Source organism: Roseibium sp. RKSG952 (assembly GCF_009711355.1).
Genome location: NZ_SMMF01000690.1, coordinates 1 through 4,428 on the forward strand (window position 1 = coordinate 1; position 4,428 = coordinate 4,428).

Genomic DNA, 4,428 nt, shown 5'->3' on the forward strand with positions numbered 1-4,428 from the left:
AAAACCCGTCAGCCGGAGAAGACTGACGGGTTAAAACACGGAATGCAGAAGGGCATCTCAGAAACCTGCCGCATCAATAGCAGTTGCTGCCGGAGCGGAAGTGCTCGTAACCGGCAAGGCAGCTGACACCACGGCCATCGCCAGAGCTGTTGCCCTAACGCCTTTCATGATCATTTTCCTTTCAGGGCGAAGGCTGTCAGGTACTGACCGGGCTGGAATTTGCCGAGGCAGAGGCAATCGAAGTTGTGACCGGCACTGCCGCCAAGGCAACAGCCAGTGTGAGCGCGATAACACGAATGACTTTCATGATCTCTCTTCCATTCACTCCGAAGCACCACCCGAATAACCCTGAACTTTATGTAATTGCAGGGAGAGAGCTTTCAATTTACCGATCCGTCACGGATCTGCGGTCGCGTCAGCCGCGACGAGCAACAAGGCAGCGGCAAGGCTTGGTTCGCTGAGAGGGGCTGAATATCAAACCGCTTGGCGGCGCGCAGCGCCCCAGACACTCAAGTCCTTATTCCAAAATCGCAAGGAGGCCTCTCGAGGCACATCATGCCTTGAGAGGCCTTCCCTGAGAAAGAACGCTTCAGATTGAGCAGCTCACAAGGTATTGCCCTTTCGCGCTTGAATTCATGGCCCGGCCTCGGCCGGAGTGATTGACCCGGTGTCAAAACCCATGAGGCAATACACCAGGTCTCATGACCTTGATCTTGCAGAGCCGACTGCCGTGCGATGTCATGTGATAGCGGCCGGACCGTTTTCATCCGCCAGCTTCAGCCTCTCATTTCCGGCTCAGAAGTGCGGCAACGGCCACATACCGGAACGGATAATGCTCTGGGTTGGCTTTCAGGCGCTCCACCGCCCTCTTGAAAATCCTGTCAACCAGAGCCTCATGCGCAGGGAGTGTGTTCAAGGCGGCTTTGAGCGGTGCTTGCGTGAAGGCCCGGAAAAAGCGGACATATGCTTCGCTGTAGGTCTCAAGGTCGTCCGTCTCCTTGTAGGCCTCCACAAAGGGCACGGGCACTTCATATAACTCCGAACGCTCAAGCTCATAGAGGGCAGCCAAACCGTCGCTGTTGTTGGTCAAGGGAGCGATCAGTTCATCGACGGTACGGAAATAGACTGGCTGGTAATAGGCTGCATAGGTGTCTTGACGGATGTCTCCCGCTTGCACGAAATCCAGTACGGCGTCATTCAGGAGGTCGTAAATGCCGTCGCAGGTGCGGAAGGATTTTCCGGCGCCAAAGACCTGCATCAGGAGTTTGCCCCTTGGCTTCAATTCGGCTGCGCGGGCTTTCAGAAAACTCGTTACATCCGCCTCGGCCTGTCTTGCGAAAGTCTTGCGGTCTTCCTCGCTGACAAAGCCATGGTTTCTGATTTTGCTGGGGCCGTTCGGCAGCAGATAATCTTCAAGCTGCGCCAGCGGCCGTCTGGACAGAAAGCCGATCGCGTTGAATGTGGACGCAAAGTCGAGACTTCCGGCCGGGCAAAGCTGGCTGTACATTGATCCGGGGACGATTGCGGAAAACACGCTAGGATCACCGGAGTTCTGCCCGCCCTCAGTGCCCAGTGCTTTGAGCAGGCTCGTGTAATCGTTGGTCGGCAGGTCGCTGAAGAGCCTGCGCACATCCGCCTGGCTGTGCCGCCGCAAGGCCTTCAGTGCGTGAGCCATGACCTTGAGCGAGTTCCCGCCTTCGGAACATCCATAGTCGGCAATGCTGACCGGTCCGCCTGAGGCTTTCAGATCCATGGTGGCTACGGCCTGATCGATCCAGGGAAGGACTGCCGCAATTGCCGACCATTGCGGCGCGGAGTTCTCATCGTAGAACCCGGCTCCGATCATGCCGGTTGTGGTTGCACGGGGGACGGGACCGGGATCGGACGTCGGTTCGGTGCTCCGGCCTGTCATTTCTGTCTCCCATGCTTTTCGGTTCACATCAGCGGGCAAGTTCCTTCATCGCGCCGGTCAGTCCCTCGACAGTCAGGGGGAACATGCGCCCGTCCATGAGTTTCTGGATCATCTCAATCGAATGGGTGTGGCCCCAGTATTTCTGCGGGACCGGGTTGAGCCACACCGCGTTCGTGTAGAGGTCCGTGATCCGCCGCATCCAGGTGGCGCCCGCTTCGTCGTTCCAGTGCTCGTTCGAGCCCCCCGGATAGGCGATCTCGTAAGGGCTCATGGAGGCGTCGCCGACAAACACTATCTTGTAGTCGGACGCGTATTTGTGAAGCACGTCATAGGTCGCGATCCGTTCGGAATGGCGCCGCCGGTTGTCCTTCCAGACATACTCGTAAAGGCAGTTGTGGAAGTAGAAATGCTCCATGACCTTGAATTCGGTGCGGGCGGCCGAGAACAACTCCTCGCAAACGCGGATATGATCGTCCATGGAGCCGCCGATGTCGAAGAACAACAGCACCTTGACCGCATTGTGCCGCTCGGGCCGCATCTTGATGTCGAGCAGCCCCTTGTGGGCCGTGGACTTGATCGTGTCGTCGAGATCCAGTTCATCAGCCGCCCCTGTGCGGGCGAATTGGCGCAAACGTTTCAGCGCAACCTGAATGTTGCGGCTGCCAAGCTGCTGGGTGTCGTCCAGATCCTTGAATTCGCGCTTGTCCCAGACCTTGACCGCGCGCCGGTGGCGGCTTTCCTTCTGGCCTATCCGCACGCCCTCGGGATTGTAGCCATAAGCCCCGAATGGAGACGTGCCTGCCGTGCCGATCCACCGGTTGCCGCCCTGATGCCGCTTTTCCTGTTCTTTCAGGCGCTCGCGCAGGGTCTCCATTAGCTTGTCAAAGCCGCCAAGCGCCTCGATCCGCGCCTTTTCCTCTTCCGTCAGGTGTTTTTCGGCAAGCTTGCGCAGCCATTCGTCCGGGATCTCTCCGGAGGGCGCTTCGCTGAGCAGATCCAGCCCCTTGAACACATGACCGAACACCCGGTCGAACTTGTCGAGATTGCTTTCGTCCTTCACCAGCGCGGTGCGGGCCAGGTAATAAAAATCCTCGACCCGCTTTTCGGCCAGATCCTGCTCCAGCGCCTGCATCAGTGTCAGATACTCGCGCAAGGAGACGGGAACGCCAGCGGATTTGAGCTCGGTAAAAAAGGAAATGAACATGTCTTTAAAAGGCCGGGTGCAGGTTGGGTGCCTCGTCAGGCATCAAGAACGTGAAGGATAGTCTTGGTTGACGGTCCCTGCCAAGTCAATCTGGCCGAAAGACGCGGAGGCTCCTCAAAAATGATCACGCAATTGTTCCCGAGGCCTGCGTTTTCCCGAAAGTGACCCTCCTGTAATATGCGAAGACCGGAGTGAACATGGGGCATCGAGCGCTTGCGACGTTGCACTCAACCCAAGGAAAACCGCCATGGAAGCCCCTTTTTACAACCGCCGTTCGTTTTTGATTGCCGCCGGACTTGTGTCTGTTGCGGCCAGTCAGGGCCCGTTGGGTCTGATCGCGCCTGCACAGGCGAGCAGCGGACTTGCCCCGACACCGACCATGCGCGGCGGCAGCAACAATTATCGTCCCAACGCGCCGATGGTGGACCGGTTGGGATCGGGCTTCTGGGTCAATGGCACGGTGCGCAGGGCGGGCGACGGGGCGCCCTTGCCGGGCGTGCGCATTCAAATCTGGGCGGCAACCACCCTTGGCGGCGAGCGCGAGCCGCGCAATCACGGCAGCGTTCTGACCGCTTCAGACGGCACTTTCCGGCTGGAAACCGAGCAGATCGTTCCCAATTTCGGTCAGCCCCATGCGCATCTGGCCTATGATGACGGCGCCTACAGAACCGTGTTTTTAAGACCGGTCATGCCGAGTGCGCGTGATACATCGGTGAGTGCCCATTTCGTCCTGGCCCCGGCCTGAGCTGCACAAACCGCTTCGTGCCATCCGTGAACCTGCGTCTCGCTGCCATCGCTATATGGACCGTACTCGCTGTGGTCATGGCAGGTCCGGTGGGACTTGCGGCCACGAGTCCGTATCTGGCTTATCGGGACGTTTTTTACATCACCGGAGGATTTGCAGGCATCGTTGTCCTCTCGCTGTTGGTGGTTCAGCCGCTTCTGGCGGGGCGCTTGCTTCCCGGTGTCCGGAGTTCTATCGCGCGCAGATGGCATAGACGGATTGGCGCGATTGTTGTCTTCGGCGTCCTCTTGCATGTCGGCGGGCTGTATATCGCAAGCCCGCAGGATACGCTCGACGCCTTGCTTCTGGTTTCGCCAACCCCTTTTTCTATCTATGGGGTCGCGGCCCTTCTTGCGGTCATTGTGACCGCAGTATTGGCCATTATGAGGCAGAAACTCGGGCTACGCTATACGATCTGGCGTCTGTTGCACAATGCGCTGGCCATCGTGATCGTTGTTGCGACCGTGATCCATGCGGTTCAGATCGAGGGCGCGATGGAAGATAACGTATAAAATTTTTCGCACATTT

At 58.2% G+C, this 4,428-nt stretch carries 4 protein-coding genes; 2 read left to right on the forward strand and 2 right to left on the reverse strand.

Annotated elements, in window-relative coordinates; translation table 11 throughout:
- Positions 1 to 784: 784 nt before the first annotated feature.
- On the reverse strand, positions 785 to 1,912 hold the full coding sequence (locus tag E1297_RS03960) for a hypothetical protein (protein WP_155134179.1): 1,128 nt from the start codon (positions 1,910 to 1,912) through the stop codon (positions 785 to 787).
- A 28-nt stretch (positions 1,913 to 1,940) separates the two neighbouring features.
- Positions 1,941 to 3,116 carry a VWA domain-containing protein gene (locus tag E1297_RS03965; protein ID WP_155134182.1) on the reverse strand — a complete coding sequence of 392 codons (1,176 nt, stop codon included), beginning with the start codon at positions 3,114 to 3,116 and terminating at the stop codon, positions 1,941 to 1,943.
- Between the two features lie 247 nt (positions 3,117 to 3,363).
- On the opposite strand from E1297_RS03965, the gene E1297_RS03970 reads away from it, so the two are divergent.
- Together E1297_RS03970 and E1297_RS03975 are read left to right on the forward strand one after the other, a co-directional pair.
- Positions 3,364 to 3,861: a twin-arginine translocation pathway signal gene (locus E1297_RS03970; RefSeq protein WP_155134185.1), complete on the forward strand. Its 498-nt coding sequence runs from the start codon at positions 3,364 to 3,366 to the stop codon at positions 3,859 to 3,861.
- A gap of 26 nt (positions 3,862 to 3,887) precedes the next feature.
- On the forward strand, positions 3,888 to 4,412 hold the full coding sequence (locus tag E1297_RS03975; RefSeq protein WP_155134188.1) for a ferric reductase-like transmembrane domain-containing protein: 525 nt from the start codon (positions 3,888 to 3,890) through the stop codon (positions 4,410 to 4,412).
- The last annotated feature ends 16 nt before the right edge of the window (positions 4,413 to 4,428 follow it).

Coding starts and splice junctions, on each gene's coding strand:
- E1297_RS03960 (WP_155134179.1), bottom strand. CDS start 1,912: ATGACAGGCCGGAGCACCGAACCGACGTCCGATCCCGGTCCCGTCCCC.
- E1297_RS03965 (WP_155134182.1), bottom strand. CDS start 3,116: ATGTTCATTTCCTTTTTTACCGAGCTCAAATCCGCTGGCGTTCCCGTC.
- E1297_RS03970 (WP_155134185.1), top strand. CDS start 3,364: ATGGAAGCCCCTTTTTACAACCGCCGTTCGTTTTTGATTGCCGCCGGA.